This is a genomic window from Streptosporangium sp. NPDC002721 (assembly GCF_042888905.1).
In the GTDB taxonomy this organism is placed as follows: domain Bacteria; phylum Actinomycetota; class Actinomycetes; order Streptosporangiales; family Streptosporangiaceae; genus Streptosporangium.
In genome coordinates this window covers 132,360-150,065 of the sequence record NZ_JBIAQI010000014.1, presented here as the reverse complement: position 1 = coordinate 150,065, position 17,706 = coordinate 132,360, and the positions used below count along the sequence as shown (strand labels likewise).

Below are 17,706 nucleotides of genomic sequence, written 5' to 3'. Positions count from 1 at the left end.
CAGCTTCTAGATCAGACCTCTTCGACGCTGCTCGGCTCACGCCGGGACAGGTCGATGCCGAGCTCCTCCGCGGCGCGGAAGACGTCCTCGTCGGTGTCGCGCATCTCGATGGACATGCCGTCGCTGGAGAGCACCTCGACGTTCAGGCACAGCGACTGCATTTCCTTGATGAGGACCTTGAACGACTCCGGGATGCCGGGCTCGGGAATGTTCTCGCCCTTGACGATCGCCTCGTAGACCTTCACGCGGCCCAGGACGTCGTCGGACTTGATGGTGAGCAGCTCCTGCAGGGCGTAGGCGGCGCCGTACGCCTCCAGGGCCCAGACCTCCATCTCACCGAAGCGCTGGCCACCGAACTGGGCCTTACCGCCGAGCGGCTGCTGGGTGATCATGGAGTAGGGACCGGTCGAACGAGCGTGGATCTTGTCGTCGACCAGGTGGAGCAGCTTCAGGATGTAGATGTAGCCGACGGAGATCGGGTGCGGGAACGGCTCCCCGGAACGGCCGTCGAACAGCTGGGCCTTTCCGTTCGCGCCGACCATGCGCCCGCCGTCCCTGTTGACCAGGGTGTTGTCGAGCAGCCCGATGATCTCTTCCTCGTTGGCACCGTCGAACACCGGCGTGGCCATGTTGGTGCGCGGGTCGACCTCGGCGAAGCCCTTGTCGCGCAGCCGCTCGGCCCAGGCCTCCTGGATGCCGGTGATGTCCCACCCTCTGGCGGCGATCCACCCGAGATGGGTCTCCAGGACCTGGCCGACGTTCATTCGGCCGGGCACGCCCAGGGGGTTGAGGATGATGTCGACGGCCGTGCCGTCCTCGAGGAACGGCATGTCCTCGACCGGAAGGATCTTGGAGATGACGCCCTTGTTGCCGTGCCGTCCGGCCAGCTTGTCGCCGTCGGTGATCTTACGCTTCTGGGCCACGTAGACGCGGACCAGCTCGTTGACGCCGGGGGGGAGCTCGTCGCCCTCCTCGCGGCTGAACACGCGGACGCCGATGACCTTGCCCTGCTCGCCGTGCGGCACCTTCAGGGAGGTGTCACGGACCTCGCGGGCCTTCTCACCGAAGATCGCGCGCAGCAGGCGCTCCTCGGGGGTGAGCTCGGTCTCGCCCTTGGGCGTGACCTTGCCGACGAGGATGTCGCCGGGGACGACCTCGGCGCCGATGCGGATGATGCCGCGCTCGTCGAGGTCGGCCAGGACCTCCTCGGAGACGTTCGGGATGTCCCGGGTGATCTCCTCGGGGCCCAGCTTGGTGTCGCGGGCGTCGACCTCGTGCTCCTCGATGTGGATCGAGGAGAGGACGTCGTCCTGCACCAGGCGCTGGGAGAGGATGATCGCGTCCTCGTAGTTGTGGCCCTCCCACGGCATGAACGCCACGAGGAGGTTCTTGCCCAGGGCCATCTCGCCGTCGTCGGTGCAGGGACCGTCGGCGACGACCTGGTTCACCTCGATCCGGTCGCCTTCCTTGACGATCGGCTTCTGGTTGAAGCAGGTGCCCTGGTTGGAGCGCTTGAACTTGGCGACCCGGTAGGTCGTACGGGTGCCGTCGTCGTTCATCACCGTGACGTAGTCGGCGGAGACCTCCTCGACCACGCCCGCCTTGTCGGCGGTGATGACGTCGCCGGCGTCGGTCGCGGCGCGGTACTCCATGCCGGTGCCGACCAGCGGCGCCTCGCTCTTGAGCAGCGGCACCGACTGGCGCTGCATGTTGGAGCCCATGAGCGCGCGGTTGGCGTCGTCGTGCTCCAGGAACGGGATCATCGCGGTCGCCACGGACACCATCTGGCGTGCCGAGACGTCCATGTAGTCGACCTCGTTGGCGCGCAGGGACTCGAACTCCCCGCCCTTCCTGCGGACGAGCACGCGCGGCTCGAGGAACGTTCCGTCGGAGCCGATCGGCGTGTTCGCCTGGGCGATGACGTGCCGGTCCTCCTCGTCCGCGGTCAGGTAGTCGACCTGGTCGGTGACCCGGCCGTCGACGACCTTGCGGTACGGGGTCTCGACGAACCCGAAGGAGTTGACCCGGCCGAAGGAGGCCAGCGAGCCGATCAGACCGATGTTCGGTCCTTCCGGCGTCTCGATCGGGCACATGCGGCCGTAGTGCGAGGGGTGGACGTCACGGACCTCGAAGCCGGCCCGCTCACGGGACAGACCACCGGGGCCCAGCGCGGACAGACGACGCTTGTGCGTCAGGCCGGCCAGGGGGTTGGTCTGGTCCATGAACTGCGACAGCTGGGAGGTGCCGAAGAACTCCTTGATCGACGCCACGACCGGGCGGATGTTGATCAGGGTCTGCGGCGTGATCGCCTCGACGTCCTGGGTCGTCATCCGCTCGCGGACGACGCGCTCCATGCGGGCCAGGCCCAGGCGGACCTGGTTCTGGATGAGCTCGCCCACCGTGCGCAGACGGCGGTTGCCGAAGTGGTCGATGTCGTCGGTCTCGACGACGATCTCACCGTTGGCGCCGGGCATCTCGACCTCGCCGGCGTGCAGCCGGACGATGTACTCGATGGTGGCGACGATGTCGTCCTCGGTGAGCGTGCCCTGGGTGATCTCGCTGTCGACCCCGAGCTTCTTGTTGATCTTGTATCGGCCGACCTTGGCGAGGTCGTAACGCTTGGAGTTGAAGTACAGGTTCTCCAGCAGCGTCTGCGCCGACTCCTTGGTCGGCGGCTCGCCCGGGCGCAGCTTGCGGTAGATGTCGAGCAGGGCGTCGTCCTGGCCGGCCGTGTGGTCCTTCTCCAGGGTGGCGCGCATCGACTCGTACTGACCGAAACGCTCGAGGATCTGCTCGCTGGTCCAGCCGAGCGCCTTGAGCAGGACGGTGACGGCCTGCTTGCGCTTGCGGTCGATGCGGACACCGACGCTGTCACGCTTGTCAATCTCGAACTCGAGCCAGGCGCCCCGGGAAGGGATCACCTTGCATCCATAGAGGTCCTTGTCGGAGGTCTTGTCGACACTGCGGTCGAAGTAGACGCCCGGGGACCGGACCAGCTGGGAGACGACGACACGCTCGGTGCCGTTGATGATGAAAGTGCCCTTGCCGGTCATGAGCGGGAAGTCGCCCATGAACACGGTCTGGCTCTTGATCTCACCAGTGGTGTTATTGATGAACTCCGCCGTGACGAACATCGGGGCGGAGTAGGTCATGTCCTTGTCTTTGCACTCATCGACTGAGTACTTGGGCGGCTCGAACCGGTGATCGCGGAACGACAGGGACATGGTCCCGGAGAAGTCCTCGATGGGACTGATCTCCTCAAAGATCTCTTCGAGGCCCGACTGGGCCGGAACGTCCTTGCGCCCGGCCTGGCGAGCCGCCTCGACCCGCCCCTTCCACTTCTCGTTGCCGAGCAACCAGTCGAAGGACTCGGTCTGAAGAGCGAGAAGGTCAGGAACTTCTAGCGGCTCCTGAATTCGTGCGAAAGACACACGACGGGGACCGGCGGGTACGGCGAAGGCGTTGCGCGAGGCTGCCAACAGATGTCCTTCCGAGGGCTCGCGGCGGACTGACTACACGCACGCCAGACGACCATGCATCAGAGCACCAAAAGAAGCGGGTCGTCAAAGGGCAGCGCAAAGGGGCAGTGTAGCCGAACGGCATACACCTGTCCACTTCAGTCTCTCTGCAAGCTCCACGTTGGTCGCAGCATCGCTCGTCAGAGTCGAAACGTCAAGCCCGGGAGCTGACATTTCGGCCGGGAAATAGCCGAGACCCTGGGAGTTTTCCCACCGGGTGACCTTCGTACACCACAAGACCGGAGACGATGTCCGACCTGGTGCGGCTGACGCTGAGTCACCCGGCGGATCGAACGCTAGCCGAGGGAACGACTGACGATCGACGCTGCCATGGCCGATGTACCCAACCCCATGCCGAAGCTAAACCAGGGCTTTACTAACAATTGAGTAAAGCGACACGCCGATCAAGGTGGCGGAGGGTCTCCAAGCAGCGTGGACAGCTCCGAGACCAGCCAGCGGGAATCCTTCTTGACCATGATGAATCTGGCCCGGTTCTGGCTGACGACCCGGCGGGGCTCCTTCTCGCCCTCGGGGGTCCTGACGGTGCTCATGCTCATGAAGAGCAGCACCTCGACCCTGCCGAAGTCACCGGACTCCACCGACTCCACCCCGGCCCCGGTCACCGCGGCCTGCTGAACCGTCTTCTGCTTCCTCGCCTGCGGGGCCATGCTCCTGGCCAGCTGCCGGTAGTGCAGGCTGAGCGCCCCGGTGGTGTATCCGCCCGCTCTTGCGAAATCCTGTTCGATCGTACGATAGTCATACGAGAGCATGTCGGAGGCGACCGCACGGGCCGCGGCGAGCGCCTCCCGTCCCGCCGTCTCGTCCGCGCGCAGCCGGCTCAGGTCGGTGAACATGATCCAGACGGCCGCCGCGAGCGCGAGCGCGACGGCGACCATGAGCCCGATCGCCAACCTGGAGGCGTGTCTCACAGCACCAGCTCCGCCTTGGACACCAGCCAGGCTCCCCCCACCTTGGTCACTTCCATGTTCCACCGGTGGAACAGCTCCTGCGGGGCGTCCTTGCTCCCGTCCCGCCGGACCACCGCGTCGCCCACCACCATCACCTGGGCCGTGCTCCCCCGCAGCGAGACGAGCCCTGAGGCCCGCAGCGCGCCTGTTTGGAGGATCTTGTCCTTGATCGTGCTCTTCTTGAGCTCCGCGGCGGTCCTGGCGTACTCGGCCCTGGCCGCGCCCGTGGAGGTGTCGAGGATGCGCCCGATGTCGTTGTCGACGCTCCGGTAACCGACGGAGAGCAGATACACGGCGTGGGCCCCCGCCGCCCGCAGCGCCGCCTGCCTGTCGTCAGCGGCCGTCTGGGCGTCGCGCAGGGTGGCACCGACCCAGAACGCGGCGGCCAGCAGCCCCACGATCAGCACCCCCAGCACCGGCCCGGCGATCCTGAGCGGGCGGCGGGAGCGGCGCGAGCGACGGGAGCGAGTGGCCTGCACTGCCATGCGTCTCTCCCATCGCACGGTCTGCGGAACGCGGGCCGGCGAGCGCGGCTGCTTCGCCGCCCTGGACGGCATGCTCCCCGATCGCCGGATCATAACCCGCCACGCAGATCCGCATAACGGCCTTCGCGCACATGCCCCGGGTCATTTCCCCCCGGTTCACTCGACCTCGTACGAGGCGACCGTGCCCGGAAACGCGAAAAGAGCGGGCCACCGGCACCAGGTGGACCCGCTCTTCTCGGTGGAACGAACTACTTGACGGTGACCGAAGCGCCGGCGCCCTCAAGGGCGGCCTTGGCCTTCTCGGCCTGCTCCTTGTTGACCTTGCCGTCGAAGACGGACTTGGGAGCGCCGTCAACGAGGTCCTTGGCCTCCTTGAGGCCCAGGCTCGTCAGGGCGCGGATCTCCTTGATGACCTGGATCTTCTTCTCGCCGGCGGCCTCGAGGATGACGTCGAACTCGTCCTGCTCCTCGACCTCTTCGGCGGCGGCCGCACCGGGGGCGGCAGCGGCGGCGACGGCGACGGGCGCAGCGGCCTTGACGTCGAAGGTCTCCTCGAAGAGCTTCACGAAGTCGGACAGCTCAAGAAGAGTCATCTCCTTGAAAGCGTCGAGCAGCTCGTCGGTGCTGAGCTTCGCCATGATGGTTCCTCCATACGGATCTGAACTACTAAGGAAAGTTGGGACCGCGGTTCGAGTTAATCCCCTGGGACCGCCTGCGCGGACCTACTCGCCGGCGCCTTCGCGCTTGGCACGCAGGGCCTCGACCAGCTGAGCCATGTTGGTGGGCAGCGCGTTGAAGACGGCGGCCGCGTGGCCCTGCTTCGCCTTCATGGCGCCGGCCAGCTTCGCGAGGAGAACCTCGCGCGACTCAAGGTCGGCAAGCTTGGTGATCTCGTCCGGCGTCATCGACCTGCCGTCGACGACACCGCCCTTGATGACCAGGAGGGGATTGGCCTTGGCGAAGTCACGCAGACTCTTGGCAGCCTCGACCACGTCGCCGTTGACGAACGCGATCGCCGACGGACCCGCGAGCAGGTCGTTGAGCTGGTTGAACCCGGCCTCGTTGGCCGCGATCTTGGTCAGCGTGTTCTTCACCACGGCGAACTTCGCATTCTCACCGAGCGAAACGCGCAGCTGCTTGAGCTGGGCGACGGTGAGACCGCGGTATTCGGTCAGAACGGCAGCATTGGAGCCGTCGAAGCTGCTCTTCAGCTCAGCGACAGCCGTTGCCTTTTCTGCCTTCGCCATGGGCCTCCTTCCAGATGTGCCGCCGGGGCAAAGGGCCCGGAAAGCGAACAAGCCCCGGCGCAGGCGCACGGGGCTCACATGAGGAGGTTAGTCCAGATGAAAACTCACATCACAACCTACGCGGGCCGTCCACTGACGTGGATCCTTAAGTCATCAGGCCATGCGGCTTGACGACGACCGGCGGTCTTCGGCGTTGACAGCATACGTCCTGCCGTTCCGAATGCCAACTCGAAGCCACCCGGGGGCACGCCGACCCTGGAGCCGCCTCCCGCCCCGGCGGGGGGACACAGGTCCCGAAAGCCCTCGTACGGGCCCTGGACGCCGCACACGGACCCACGCCCCCGGAGAGAAGGGGCCCTGGGAGAGGAGCCCTGAAAAGGGCTCGCGCCCCCGGCCGACGGGCCGGGGGCGCGGATCTCGGGGAAACGTCAGTTTCCGCCGCGGTGCTCGGGAAGGTCGCCCACCTGGTCGGCGGGCGGGGCGGTGATCTCCACGGGCTCGTTGAAGCCCTTGAAGAGCGCCGTCAGGTTGAACGTCGCCTCCTTCTCGGAGCCGCTGAGCGTCACCTTGCGGGGCAGGCTCTGAGCGTCGGCCCAGAGGTCGAACTTCACGTTCTTGGCGTGCGAGAGCTGCTCCTGGAGGTTCTCCCGCTTGGCCGGGTCGATCAGCTGGGCGGCCTCGGCGACCGGGAAGGTGCCGCTGTAGTGCGTCGTGTCGACCCCGCCGACCGTCTCGGTGCCGACCGCCTTGACGTCCTTCGACGCGGTCAGCAGCTTGACGGTGCCCGCCAGGTCGAACTGCTGGGCCTGGTCCATGAACTTCCTGATCTCGGACTGCCCCTTGGCGTCGAGCTCGGTGAGCGACACCTTGGTCCACGGCTTGGTGGTGCCGGCGAACCTGTTGACGAGCTCGGACTTCACGTAGACCGTGTCACCCGCCAGGATGGCCCGCGCCCCGCCGGGCACGTTCTGTCCGCCGAAGTTGATCGTGTCGAGCCTGATGTCGGTGGCCAGCTGGGGCTTGCTCTGGTAGAGCATGCTGCCCTGGACCTTGCCCGACTGCTTCTCACCACCGCCGCTGGCGTCGAGAACCACGTCGGCGGAGTAGGAGGTGACCTCCTCGGCCTTCTGCGCGCTCTGCTGCACCGCGTCCGCCGCGGCGAGCTTCACGTTTCCGAGGGAGCTGGTGCCCTGTGCACCGCATCCCGCGACCGCGACGAGCGCGGCCGCTCCCAGTGCAAGTGCGGGAGCCAATCGGCGCATTTCGTCTTCCACCCTTTCGTTCCCCCGATGATCCTGACTTAAGACACTACGCTTCGGCAAAGCCGGGCGCGTCGTCCGAGAGAACGAAGAAAGGCCTCAACCGAATGGCCATTCGGTTGAGGCCTTCCGAGGAAGACGTCTGCTATCAGGCGTCGAGCTCGGCGGTCAGCGCCCGCGTCTGGTTGGGGTCGACCTGGATGCCGGGGCCCATGGACGTGGAGAAGACGACCTTCTTGACGTAGCGGCCCTTGGCCGCGGACGGCTTGAGACGCAGCACCTCTTCGAGGGCGGCGGCGTAGTTCTCGATGAGCTGGCGCTCACCGAAGGACACCTTGCCGATGATGAAGTGCAGGTTCGCGTGCCGGTCGACACGGAACTCGATCTTGCCGCCCTTGATGTCGGTGACGGCCTTGCCGACGGCCGGGGTCACGGTGCCGGTCTTGGGGTTCGGCATCAGGCCACGGGGGCCGAGCACGCGGCCCAGACGGCCGACCTTGCCCATGAGGTCCGGGGTGGCGACGACGGCGTCGAAGTCGAGGCGGCCCTTGGCGACCTCGTCGATCAGCTCGTCGGCACCGACGATGTCGGCACCCGCGGCGCGGGCCTCCTCGGCGCGGTCACCGGTCGCGAAGACCAGGACCCGGGCGGTCTTGCCGGTGCCGTGCGGGAGGTTGACGGTGCCGCGGACCATCTGGTCGGCCTTGCGGGGGTCGACGCCCAGCCGCAGGGCCACCTCGACGGTGGCGTCGAACTTGGCGACGTTGGTCTCCTTGGCCAGCTTGGCCGCCTGGACCGGGCTGTACAGGGTCTCGCGGTCGACCTGCGCCGTTGCGGCGCGGTATCCCTTGCTGCGCTTCACTTGCTCACTCCTGTGGATCCGAGTGTCCGTGGTACGGGCCTGCGCCGGCCCCTCCACTTACTTCGACGTTGGATGGTTCGCGCGATCGGGATCGCGCTCGCCGCCGGTCCTCGCCGGTCTCGCGGATGCGGTTCGCCGCCACGAGATCACCGCCGGGCCGTACGGCGGGTGGTGCTAGTCGACGATCGTGATGCCCATCGAGCGGGCGGTGCCGGCGATGATCTTCTCGGCGGCCGCGATGTCGTTGGCGTTGAGGTCCTGCATCTTGGTCTCGGCGATCTGGCGCAGCTGGTCCTTGGTGAGCTTGCCCACCTTGTCCTTCTGCGGGACGGCCGAACCCTTGGCGACACCGGCGGCCTTCTTGATCAGCTCGGGCGCCGGGGGCGTCTTCGTGACGAAGGTGAAGGTGCGGTCCTCGTAGATGGTGATCTCTACGGGGATGATGTTGCCGCGCTGGGACTCGGTGGCAGCGTTGTACTGCTTCACGAATTCCATGATGTTGACGCCGTGCGGACCGAGGGCGGTACCGACCGGCGGCGCGGGCGTGGCCTGGCCAGCGGGGAGCTGGACTTTGACGAGCGCCGCGAACTTCTTCTTAGGAGGCATGCTTCTCTCCGGGTCCTTGCTTCTCTGAACGATGTTCCAGATCCCCGCGACCGCGGGGCCCACGGCATCCGTACCTTGACCGATGCGGCGAATTTGGAACCATCCCCGCGACCGCGGGGCAGACTGACGAAGTCTACGCGACCGGTCTAGATTTTCGAGACCTGGTTGAACGAGAGCTCGACCGGGGTCTCACGACCGAAGATCGACACGAGCACCTTGAGCTTCTGCGACTCGGCGCTGATCTCGCTGACCGTGGCGGGCAGCGTGGCGAACGGGCCGTCCATGACGGTGACGGACTCGCCGACCTCGAAGTCGACCGTCGCGGCGGAGGCCTTCGCGGTGGACTTCTTGACCTCTTCCGAGGGCTCCGGCGCGAGCAGCTTGGCGACCTCTTCGAGGCTCAGCGGGCTCGGCTTGTTGGAAAGGCCCACGAAACCGGTCACACCGGGCGTGTTACGCACCGCGGACCAGGACTCGTCGGTGAGCTCCATCCGGACCAGGACATAGCCGGGCAGCACCCGCTCCTTGACCAGCTGGCGCTTGCCGCTCTTGATCTCGGTCACGTGGTGGGTGGGCACCTCGACCTGGAAGATGTAGTCCTCCATGTTGAGGGACTGCGTGCGGGTCTCGATGTTCGACTTCACGCGGTTCTCGTAGCCGGCGTAGGAGTGGATGACGTACCACTCGCCGAACAGGCTCCGCAGGTGCCGCTTGAACTCCTCGACCGGGTCGACGTCGGGAAGGACGTCACCGTCCTCGTCGACGGCGCCGGCCGGGGCCTGCTCGGCCTCGGTTTCGGCGTCGGCGTCGGTCTCGGCGTCGACGTCCTGCCCGTCGGACTCGTCAAGCGAATCCTCGGTGACGTCGACGGCCTTCTCCAGCTCGTCCTCGCGCTCCTCGCGGGGCTCGCCGGCCGACTGTGCAGACTCGGACACGGTGCTCTTTCTCTTTTCGTCAGATGGCTGATGGGCTCGTCCGCGGGACTGACTCGCCCCCGCCGGAGACCGCGTCTCAGGCTCCGCCGAAGATTCTCAGCACGCCCTCGGTGAACAGCGCGTCCAAAGCCGACACGATCCCGACCATGATCAGAACGAAGACCAGGACGATGATGGTGTACGAAATGAGGTCCTTGCGCGTAGGCCAGATGACCTTACGCAGCTCGGCGACTACCTGTCGGTAGAAAAGGGCGGGAGAAGTGCGCTTAGTCTTCTTCTCACCGCTCGGCTTGTCTGCGGTTTCGCCGCGCGTGTCGATCGCCACAGTCCTCACCTGAATCCATCGAGTCCAACGCACATAAGCGGCGCGCTGGACGCCTGATGCGCGGACCGCTCCTAGCAGGGCACGAGGGACTCGAACCCCCAACCGCCGGTTTTGGAGACCGGTGCGCTACCAATTGCGCTAGTGCCCTAAGACATGAACCACCATACATCGGTTGGACCGAAGTTTGTCCGTGGCTCACGGTCTTGACCGCCGGTTCACGCATGCGGCGGAAAGAACATGCCGGAGTCTACGTGTGAATGGCCACCGCGTCGAACCGACAGGAGATCGGAACGAGATTGCCCAGGTCAGCGGATTTTTACGGGCGTTCGTACGGCTTGCGGGGGAAGCGTCCGCATGGTGGATACCCGGCGGAAACATCGGCACAGGTCTGTAACCATGGGGGTATGACCCGTCCTCGCATCTCAGCGCGTATCTCCGCGATCTCCGAGTCCGCCACGCTCGCCGTGGACGCCAAGGCCAAGGCGATGAAGGCGGCGGGCCGCCCGGTCATCGGCTTCGGCGCCGGTGAGCCGGACTTCGCGACTCCCGGCTACATCGTCGAGGCGGCCGTCGAGGCGTGCCGGAACCCCCGGTTCCACAAGTACACCCCGGCCGGTGGCCTTCCCGAGCTGAAGCAGGCGGTCGCCGACAAGACGCTCCGCGACTCCGGCTACCGGGTGGACGCGTCCCAGGTTTTGATCACCAACGGCGGCAAGCAGGCCGTCTACGAGGCGTTCGCCACGCTGCTCGACCCGGGTGACGAGGTCCTGGTCGTCGCCCCCTACTGGACGACCTACCCCGAGGCGATCAAGCTCGCCGGCGGCGTCCAGGTCGACGTGGTGACCGACGAGACCACCGGCTATCTGGCGAGCGTGGAGCAGCTGGAGGCGGCGCGCACCGACCGCACCAAGGTCCTGCTCTTCGTCTCCCCGTCCAACCCGACCGGCGCGGTGCACACCCCCGAGCAGGTCGCCGAGATCGGCCGCTGGGCCGTCGAGCACGATCTCTGGGTCGTCACCGACGAGATCTACGAGCACCTCACGTACGGCGACGCGACGTTCGCGAGCATCGCCACCGTGGTCCCCGAGCTGGGCGACAAGGTCGTGGTCCTGAACGGCGTCGCCAAGACCTACGCGATGACCGGCTGGCGGGTGGGCTGGCTGATCGGCCCCAAGGACGTCGTCAAGGCCGCGTCCAACCTGCAGTCGCACGCCACCTCCAACGTCTCCAACGTCGCCCAGGCCGCCGCGCTGGCCGCCGTCACCGGCGACCTGTCGGCCGTGGCGGAGATGCGCGGCGCCTTCGACCGGCGCCGCCGGACGATGGTCCGGATGCTCAACGAGATCCCGGGCGTGCTCTGCCCCGAGCCGCTGGGCGCGTTCTACGCCTACCCGTCGGTCAAGGCGCTGCTGGGCAGGGAGTTCGGCGGCAGGCGCCCGGCGACCTCCGCCGAGCTGGCCGAGATCATCCTGGAGGAGGCCGAGGTGGCGGTCGTCCCCGGTGAGGCCTTCGGCACCCCGGGCTACTTCCGCCTGTCCTACGCGCTCGGCGACGACGACCTCGCCGAGGGCGTGAGCCGCCTCGCCAAGTTCCTCGGCCAGGCCGGCTGAGCACGACGGCCCCTCCCCGGCCGGTCGGGCGCGATCTTCGCACGCTCCGGCCGGGGCATGACCATTCGGGGCGCGGGCCCCTCGGCGCGGTCAGTCCTTCGAGGCGGCGGTCAGTCTTTCAGGGCGTAGGTCACGGCGCCCTCGAAGTGGCAGGCCGAGCCCTCGTTGAAGGCCCGCGCGTACGCGATCTCGCCGATCAGGTCCGCGGCGCGGGCTCCGGCGGCCTTCCGGAGCGCGGTCAGGGTGTCGGCCTCGCCGGCGGGCGGCCCGAAGGTGGTCCAGATGCGCTGGGCGGCGCCCAGGAGCCAGGCGGCGCGGTGGCCGTCGCCCGCCGCTACGGCGATCCTGGCGAGCTGGTCGATGGCGAGGACGCTGCCGAGCGTGTCGCGCAGCAGCCATTTGACCTCCAGCGCCGCCCTGGCCGCCGTGGCGGCCTCCGCGACGTCCCCCCGGCCGAAGAGGGCCAGGGAGAGGACGTAGTCGTCCATGGCGCGCTGTGACACCTCCCCCCGCGCCTCGTTGCGGGAGCGCGCCTCGCCCAGGATCCGCACCGCCTCGTCGAAGTCGCCGCCGAAGGTGGCGGCCATCGCGAGGAAGGAGGGCAGGAAGAGCGCCCCCGGTGAGGTGGGGTCCAGCCCGGCGGCCACGCGCAGCGCGTACGCCCGCGCGCCCTCCAGGTCCAGGTCGCCGGTGAACAGGCGGGTCTCGGCGAGGGCGAGGAGGGCGTGCGCCTCGGCGTCGCCGTCACCGTGCCGCCGCGCGCTCTCGACGGCCTCCTCGGCCCTGCTGCGGGCCAGGGACATGTCCCCCCGGACGAGGGCGAGGTGGGCGGCGACCCAGAGCGGCCTGGACCTGGCCCGGTCGGTGACGGGGGCGGCGGCCAGGGCGCGGTCGAGATAGTGGCGGCCCTCGCGGACGAGCCCCAGGTGGCACCAGAGCACCCACAGTGCCCCGGCCAGCTCCAGGGCGCCGCCGTGGTCGCCCGTGGTGAGGCAGCGGTCGAGGGCCGCGCGGATGTTGGGGAGCTCCTCGCGCGCCCAGCGGGCCCATTCGAGCTGGTGCGGGCCGCACCATTCGGCGCCCATGCGCCGGGCGGCGGACAGGTAGTGGTCGCGGTGCCTGCGGGTCATCAGGCCGCTCTCGCCCAGCTGGTTGAGCCAGTCGCGCCCGTAGTCCCTGATGGTGTCGAGCAGGCGGTGGCGGCCGCCCACGCGGGCGACGACGGATTTGGCCGCGAGCGCGGCGAGGACTCCGGGGACGTCGGGCAGGCGCTCGTCCTCGCACACCCCGCGCGCCGCGTCCGTGTCGAAGGCGGCGGGGAAGACCGACAGGCGGGCCCAGAGCAGGCGTTCGGCGGGGGTGCACAGCTCGTGGCTCCAGCCGGCGGCGGCGCGGAGGGTGTGGTGGCGCGGGGGCCCCTCACCGTCGGTCAGCGGCTTGAAGTGGACGTCGAGCTGGTCGGCGAGCTGGGTCGCCGACAGGCCGCGCATGTGGCTGGCGGCCAGCTCGATGGCGAGCGGCATGCCGTCGAGCCTGCGGCAGAGCCTGGCGACGGCCATCATGGCCCGCCCGTCCGTGCGCAGCCCGGGGGCGACGGCCCTGGCCCGGTCGAGGAAGAGGCTCGGCGCCTCGTGGTCGGCGAGGTCGGGGGCCTCGGGCGGGGGGACGGGGAAGGGCTCGACGACCATGACGACCTCCAGCGGCAGGCCGAGCTCCTGGCGGCTGGTCACGATGATCTGGACGTCGGGGGCGCCGGTCAGCACGGCCACGACCATGGCCGCGCAGGAGTCGACCAGGTGCTCGCAGGTGTCGAGGACGATGAGGAGCCGCCGGTCGGCGAGGTACTCGACGAGGGACTCCAGGGCGGGGCGTTCGGCCTGGGTGTGCAGGCCGAACACTCCGGCGACGCCGTGGATGAGCAGGCCGCCGTCGGTCTCCGCGGAGAGCTCGGCCACCCAGACGCCGTCGGGGTACTCGTCGCGCACGTCGCGGGCGGCCCTCAGGGCGAGGCGCGTCTTGCCGACGCCCCCGGGGCCGCGCAGGGTGAGCAGTCGCGTCCGGGTGAGGAGTTTCGCGATCTCGTCGAGCTCGGTGGCGCGGCCGACGAAGCTGTTCATCTCGGCCGGCAGATTGCCGCAGCGCGTCAAGAAAAGTCTCCCTGGAGTGCGTGTTCCACGGCGTCGCGCAGGCCGATCGAACCTCCCCGCGCCTCCAGCCGGTCGAACTCCGCCCTGCCCAGACGCCCGCGCAGCCTCAGCTCGGCCGCGCGGAACCGGCTCGCGATCATGGGTGAGCGGCTGGGCGGGACCCCGGCGTCCTTCCAGGCGGCGCCGGAGGCTCCGAACATGGTGGCGGCGAAGGTGTCGTCGGCGCACGCCTCGGCGATCACGACGAACACCTCCAGCGCCTCCATGAGGGAGATGCTGTCGCCGAACAGGCGGGCCCCACGCAGGGAGGTGCAGGCGTACTCGAGGGCGGAGGAGGTGTTGCCGAGGGCGTGTTCGGCCTGGGCCAGGAGGAGGTCGAGGCGGATGAGCGTCCAGTAGTCGCCGCAGGACTCGCAGAGCTCGCGTCCCTCGCGCAGCACGGAGACGGCCTGGTCGTTGTGGTCGGCGAGCATCATGGCGGTGGCGACCACGGTGTAGGTGGGCAGGAAGCCGGGGAAGACGTTGCCGGTGGAGCGGTGGCGCACCCGGGCGTGCTTGATGAGCCGCAGCGCCTCCACCACGTCGCCCCTGACGACGGCCAGGTGGGCCTTGAACTGGCTCACGTAGGCCGTGGCGTAGCCGTCGGCGTCCTCGGCCGCGCACTCGCTGAGGATGCGCTCGGCGCGTACGAGGTCGCCGCGCTGGATCGAGACCCAGGCGTGCACCCACAGGGCCTTGACCCGCTCGGGGCTGGGGGTGTGGTCGAGGTCGAGGCCGCGCTGGAGGAGGTCGTCGCCGGGCGCCTGCATTCCGCAGCACGCCCACAGGAACCACAGGTTGCCGACCAGGTCGAGGCCCTTGCGGTATTCGGCCGGCCGGGCGTAGCAGTATTCGATGGCGCCGCGCATGTTGCCGCATTCGAGGACCAGCCTGCGGTACCACTCCAGCTGGCGGCCCTGCCAGCTCATCTCGGCGCGGGCCGACAGCGCGAGGTAATGGTCGCGGTGGCGGCGCTGGATCTCGTCGGTCTCGCCGAGCCGCTCCAGCCAGACCAGGCCGAACTCCCGGACGGTGTTGAGCAGGCGGTAGCGGACCCCTCCCTCGCCCTCCTCGCGGACGAGGACGGACTTGTCGAGCAGGCCGAGCAATCCGTCGAGGACGTCCTTGGCGGCGAGGGCCCCGCCCGCGCAGACCTCCTCGGCGGCCTCGATGTCGAAGGTGCCGGCGAAGACCGAGGCCCGCGCCCACAGGAGGCGCTCCTGCGGGGTGCAGAGCTCGTGGCTCCAGCCGAGGGCGACGCGCATGGAGCTGTGCCGCCGGGGAGCCCCGGTCCGTTCTCGCGGGGCGGCGCCGATCCCGCTCGCGTGGATCTCGCGCTCGGCCACCGGGACCGTACGGCCTTCGAGGGCCGAGGCGAGCTCGTCGGGCGAGGTCACGTGGCCGTCGAAGGCGGCGAGCCCGGCGGTGGAGACCGGGCGGCCGTCGAGGCAGGCGGCGAGCCCGTCGAGGGTGCCGCAGCTGTCGGGAGAGCCCTCGGCCACGGCGAGCCGGATCGCCAGCGGCAGGTTGTCGAGGCGCCGGCAGAGCTCGGCCGGATCGGTGTCGCCGAGCCTGTCGCCGGCGAGGACGGTGATCAGATGGACGGCGTCGGCGTCGGGCAGGCCGCCGACCGGGTAGAGGTGCTCGCCGGGCAGGCCCAGCCGCTGCCTGCTGGTGGTCAGGACGCGCAGTCCCTCCACCGAGCGCAGCAGCAGGCCGACCAGGATGCCCGTGGCGCCGACGGCGCGGTCGCAGGTGTCGAGGACGAGCAGGGTCCGGCGCGCGAGGAACTCCTCGACCAGACCCCGCAGCGCCGGGGTGCCGGGCTCGCGGCGGACGCCGATCGCGTCGGCGAGCGTCTCGGCCAGGGAGTCGAGGTCGGTGGGGGCCTCCGACAGCTCCACGACGTGGACGCCGCCGGGGAACGCGGGTTCGAGGGCATCGGCCAGCCTCAGGGCGAGACAGGTCTTCCCGACCCCGGCCGGACCGGTCAGCGTGACGTGCCGGACCCTTTCGAGCAGCGCGGATACGTCGGCGAGTTCTGTTTCCCTGCCGACGAAGACGTCCGCTTCCATGGCAGCCCCAGCGTCCTGACAACGTGTGCCTCCACGGTCGCACGGAGACATGGTCCGCTGAAAGCCCGTTTCCTAAATTTCCTCGATATAACGGGGGATGGGGTATGGGCGGGTGTGCCCTGAACCCCCCGACAGCCGTCCGAAATAACACCTTAAAACCTATAAATGGGCAATTGGGAAAAGGCTCATGAAACACCGGGGAGGATCAGGGACACCTGTGGAAGCGGGCCGGACCGCGAGGCTCCCTCGGTGGCCTTTCCGATCTCGGGTCCGGAGCGGGCCCGGGGTCCGGTCCCGTCGCCTGGTCTCCCCGCGTGGTCCGGGGTCCGCGATCTCGGCGGTGGGCCCTCCCCCGTTCCGCCCGGATGATCCTCAGCGTGCGGACGGCTCGTCGCGCCGGGGGCGTCGCGTCGGGACCGTCATGGTGGGACCGTCACGTCAGGACCAAAATCTCGGGGTCGTCGGTCGGAGCCGTCCGGGGTTACGGCACCATGTTGAAATGCCACGTCCCCTCAGCGAACTGCCCAAGGCGCACCTGCACCTGCACTTCACCGGCTCCATGCGTCACTCGACCCTCGTCGAGCTCGCCCGCGAGCACGGGTCACACCTTCCCGACGCGCTTGAGGAGGACTGGCCGCCCCAGCTGCGCGCGACCGACGAGCGGGGCTGGTTCCGCTTCCAGCGGCTGTACGACATCGCGCGCTCGGTCCTGCAGCGGGAGAGCGACGTCTACCGGCTGCTGCGCGAGGCCGCCGAGGACGAGGCCGCCGAGGGGTCGCGCTGGCTGGAGATCCAGATCGACCCTTCGGGGTACGCGTCGAAGTTCGGCGGGCTCACCTCGGCCATGGAGCTGATGCTCGACGCGACGCGCAGGGCCGCGGACCACGCGGGGATAGGGATCGCCGTCGTGGTGGCCGCAAACCGCACCCGCCATCCCCTCGACGCCAAGACGCTCGCCCGCCTCGCCACGCACTACATGGATCAGGGCGTGGTCGGGTTCGGGCTCTCCAACGACGAGCGGCGCGGCCGGGCCCGCGACTTCGACGGGGCCTTCCGGCTCGCCAAGCGGGCCGGGCTGCTGGCGGTGCCGCACGGCGGGGAGCTGCTGGGCGCGGCCAGCGTGGCCGAGTGCGTCGACGTGCTGGACGCCGACCGGGTCGGGCACGGGGTGCGGGCGGCCGAGTCGCCCAGGCTCATGGAACGCCTCGCGGCCCGGCAGATCACCTGCGAGGTCTGCCCGACGTCCAACGTCGGCCTCGGGGTGGCCGAGCGCGCCGAGGACGTGCCGCTGCGGCGCCTGTTCGAGGCGGGGGTGCCGATCGCGCTGGGCGCCGACGACCCGCTGCTGTTCGGCGCCAGGCTGCTGCCCCAGTACGAGCTCGCCAGGCAGGTGTACGGCTTCTCCGATCCGGAGCTGGCCGAGCTGGCCCGCCAGTCGGTACGGGCGTCGGCGGCTCCGGACGACGTACGCAAGAAGCTTCTCCAGGAGATCGACGACTGGCTGGCGTCGGCGGACTGAGCGGGCGCTCCCCCGGCCGGCCAGGTGTCCGCCCGGCGCGCCGAGCCGGCACTCCCCTGTCACGGCCCGGCGACCAGCGGCGGGTCCGGCCGGTGGACGAGCGGGCGATCT

Annotated in this window: 14 protein-coding genes and 1 tRNA gene; 2 read left to right on the top strand and 13 right to left on the bottom strand. The window is 69.0% G+C overall.

Annotated features, from left to right (window positions below):
* Window positions 1-11 precede the first annotated feature (11 nt).
* The 11 genes from rpoB to ACFYWM_RS21480 all read right to left on the bottom strand — a co-directional run bounded on the left by rpoB (window position 12) and on the right by ACFYWM_RS21480 (window position 10,353).
* Entirely contained in the window at window positions 12-3,479 is a 3,468-nt protein-coding gene (rpoB, locus tag ACFYWM_RS21530) for a DNA-directed RNA polymerase subunit beta (RefSeq protein WP_389917237.1), read from the bottom strand.
* Between the two features lie 443 nt (window positions 3,480-3,922).
* Window positions 3,923-4,447 (bottom strand): hypothetical protein, encoded by a 525-nt coding sequence (locus ACFYWM_RS21525; RefSeq protein WP_389917236.1) that lies wholly within the window; start codon window positions 4,445-4,447, stop codon window positions 3,923-3,925.
* On the bottom strand, window positions 4,444-4,971 hold the full coding sequence (locus ACFYWM_RS21520) for a hypothetical protein (protein ID WP_389917235.1): 528 nt from the start codon (window positions 4,969-4,971) through the stop codon (window positions 4,444-4,446). Before ACFYWM_RS21520 ends, ACFYWM_RS21525 begins: the two co-directional genes overlap by 4 nt.
* A 248-nt stretch (window positions 4,972-5,219) precedes the next feature.
* Entirely contained in the window at window positions 5,220-5,609 is a 390-nt protein-coding gene (gene rplL / locus ACFYWM_RS21515; protein ID WP_389917234.1) for a 50S ribosomal protein L7/L12, read from the bottom strand.
* 84 nt (window positions 5,610-5,693) lie between these two features.
* The gene (gene rplJ, locus ACFYWM_RS21510; RefSeq protein WP_389917233.1) at window positions 5,694-6,218 is read right to left on the bottom strand and encodes a 50S ribosomal protein L10; all 525 of its coding nucleotides are present in this window, start codon (window positions 6,216-6,218) and stop codon (window positions 5,694-5,696) included.
* Window positions 6,219-6,646: 428 nt separating this feature from the next.
* Window positions 6,647-7,480 carry a DUF1396 domain-containing protein gene (locus ACFYWM_RS21505; protein ID WP_389917232.1) on the bottom strand — a complete coding sequence of 278 codons (834 nt, stop codon included), beginning with the start codon at window positions 7,478-7,480 and terminating at the stop codon, window positions 6,647-6,649.
* A gap of 145 nt (window positions 7,481-7,625) precedes the next feature.
* Window positions 7,626-8,339 (bottom strand): 50S ribosomal protein L1, encoded by a 714-nt coding sequence (gene rplA, locus ACFYWM_RS21500; RefSeq protein ID WP_389917231.1) that lies wholly within the window; start codon window positions 8,337-8,339, stop codon window positions 7,626-7,628.
* 174 nt (window positions 8,340-8,513) lie between these two features.
* Window positions 8,514-8,945 carry a 50S ribosomal protein L11 gene (rplK, locus tag ACFYWM_RS21495; RefSeq protein ID WP_389917230.1) on the bottom strand — a complete coding sequence of 144 codons (432 nt, stop codon included), beginning with the start codon at window positions 8,943-8,945 and terminating at the stop codon, window positions 8,514-8,516.
* Between the two features lie 146 nt (window positions 8,946-9,091).
* The gene (gene nusG, locus ACFYWM_RS21490; protein ID WP_344746620.1) at window positions 9,092-9,880 is read right to left on the bottom strand and encodes a transcription termination/antitermination protein NusG; all 789 of its coding nucleotides are present in this window, start codon (window positions 9,878-9,880) and stop codon (window positions 9,092-9,094) included.
* A gap of 76 nt (window positions 9,881-9,956) precedes the next feature.
* Window positions 9,957-10,205, bottom strand: coding sequence for a preprotein translocase subunit SecE (gene secE, locus ACFYWM_RS21485; RefSeq protein ID WP_329089906.1), 249 nt, complete (start codon window positions 10,203-10,205; stop codon window positions 9,957-9,959).
* Between the two features lie 75 nt (window positions 10,206-10,280).
* Window positions 10,281-10,353 (bottom strand) — tRNA-Trp (locus tag ACFYWM_RS21480).
* A gap of 256 nt (window positions 10,354-10,609) precedes the next feature.
* On the opposite strand from ACFYWM_RS21480, the gene ACFYWM_RS21475 reads away from it, so the two are divergent.
* Window positions 10,610-11,815: a pyridoxal phosphate-dependent aminotransferase gene (locus ACFYWM_RS21475; protein WP_389917229.1), complete on the top strand. Its 1,206-nt coding sequence runs from the start codon at window positions 10,610-10,612 to the stop codon at window positions 11,813-11,815.
* A gap of 110 nt (window positions 11,816-11,925) precedes the next feature.
* Here the strand turns inward: ACFYWM_RS21475 and ACFYWM_RS21470 are convergent, their stop codons facing one another.
* Window positions 11,926-13,932 (bottom strand): ATP-binding protein, encoded by a 2,007-nt coding sequence (locus tag ACFYWM_RS21470; RefSeq protein WP_389917228.1) that lies wholly within the window; start codon window positions 13,930-13,932, stop codon window positions 11,926-11,928.
* A gap of 26 nt (window positions 13,933-13,958) precedes the next feature.
* Window positions 13,959-16,076 (bottom strand): ATP-binding protein, encoded by a 2,118-nt coding sequence (locus ACFYWM_RS21465; protein WP_389917227.1) that lies wholly within the window; start codon window positions 16,074-16,076, stop codon window positions 13,959-13,961.
* Between the two features lie 499 nt (window positions 16,077-16,575).
* Between ACFYWM_RS21465 and ACFYWM_RS21460 the strand changes: the two genes are divergently transcribed.
* Window positions 16,576-17,595, top strand: coding sequence for an adenosine deaminase (locus tag ACFYWM_RS21460; RefSeq protein ID WP_389917226.1), 1,020 nt, complete (start codon window positions 16,576-16,578; stop codon window positions 17,593-17,595).
* Window positions 17,596-17,706: the final 111 nt, after the last annotated feature.